Here is a 544-nt window from a genome sequence, read left to right as displayed (position 1 = left end):
GCGAAAGCAGGTCTTAGTGATCCGGTGGTTCTGAATGGAAGGGCCATCGCTCAACGGATAAAAGGTACTCCGGGGATAACAGGCTGATACCGCCCAAGAGTTCATATCGACGGCGGTGTTTGGCACCTCGATGTCGGCTCATCACATCCTGGGGCTGAAGTAGGTCCCAAGGGTATGGCTGTTCGCCATTTAAAGTGGTACGCGAGCTGGGTTTAGAACGTCGTGAGACAGTTCGGTCCCTATCTGCCGTGGGCGCTGGAGAATTGAGGGGGGCTGCTCCTAGTACGAGAGGACCGGAGTGGACGCATCACTGGTGTTCGGGTTGTCATGCCAATGGCACTGCCCGGTAGCTAAATGCGGAAGAGATAAGTGCTGAAAGCATCTAAGCACGAAACTTGCCCCGAGATGAGTTCTCCCTGAGACTTTGAGTCTCCTGAAGGAACGTTGAAGACGACGACGTTGATAGGTCGGGTGTGTAAGTGTAGCGATACATTGAGCTAACCGATACTAATGAACCGTGAGGCTTAACCTTACAACGCCGAAG

General features: G+C 53.3%; 1 rRNA gene. It reads left to right on the top strand.

Features of this window, described 5'->3' with window-relative positions:
- Positions 1 to 532 (top strand): 23S ribosomal RNA (locus tag FDW97_RS21260); the annotation flags it as partial.
- Positions 533 to 544: the final 12 nt, after the last annotated feature.

Source organism: Citrobacter sp. wls708 (genome assembly GCF_005281255.1).
In the GTDB taxonomy this organism is placed as follows: Bacteria; Pseudomonadota; Gammaproteobacteria; order Enterobacterales; family Enterobacteriaceae; genus Citrobacter; species Citrobacter werkmanii.
Note: the sequence above shows the minus strand (reverse complement) of the source record. Positions and strands in the feature narration are given on the sequence as shown.